General features: G+C 47.9%; 2 tRNA genes and 1 rRNA gene. All 3 read right to left on the bottom strand.

From position 1 onward, the window contains the following. Window positions 1-313: 313 nt before the first annotated feature. A tRNA-Ala gene (locus tag INT33_RS21020) sits at window positions 314-389 on the bottom strand. A gap of 104 nt (window positions 390-493) precedes the next feature. Then, window positions 494-570: transfer RNA gene (locus INT33_RS21025), tRNA-Ile, on the bottom strand. Between the two features lie 87 nt (window positions 571-657). Next, window positions 658-712 (bottom strand): 16S ribosomal RNA (locus tag INT33_RS21030); the annotation flags it as partial.

Raw genomic sequence — 712 nt, forward strand, 5'->3', positions numbered from 1 at the left:
TCTTTCATCGCCTCTGGCTGCCTAGGCATCCACCGTGTGCGCTTCATTGCTTGACCCTATAACCCGAAGGAGTCTGGATCGCAATGTTAACGATTGCCGGATACGCTTGAGACGTATCACAAAACAATTGCATATCGAGATCACGTTATAAACAACAGCGACCTTAAAGGTCATTGTCACTATATCGTCATTCGATATTGTCAGCATGATATACATTGTTAAAGAGCGACTGTTCAATGAACAGTGATAAAGCGACGTCTAAAACGTGCGACTTATCAATGGTCACAAAACAAACAAACGGTAGTGGAGATAATGGTGGAGCCAAGCGGGATCGAACCGCTGACCTCCTGCGTGCAAGGCAGGCGCTCTCCCAGCTGAGCTATGGCCCCATTTTAGACACTTACCTCTCGGAATTTTATTCATCACAAGGCATTTTATGGCGAAGCATAGCCTGCTATGCGAGTCATAAAATAACGCAGCGATGGATAAAATTTGGTGGGTCTGGGCAGACTTGAACTGCCGACCTCACCCTTATCAGGGGTGCGCTCTAACCAACTGAGCTACAGACCCAAGAGGGGATCGTGCTTAAACCGTTTGCTCTATGATCTGATCAGGTAATTCATTGTGGACGTTTACCGCGAGGGATGACGCATCGTTTAAGGAGGTGATCCAGCCGCAGGTTCCCCTACGGCTACCTTGTTACGACTTCACC

The organism is Halomonas colorata, from assembly GCF_014897985.1.
Lineage (GTDB): Bacteria > Pseudomonadota > Gammaproteobacteria > Pseudomonadales > Halomonadaceae > Vreelandella > Vreelandella colorata.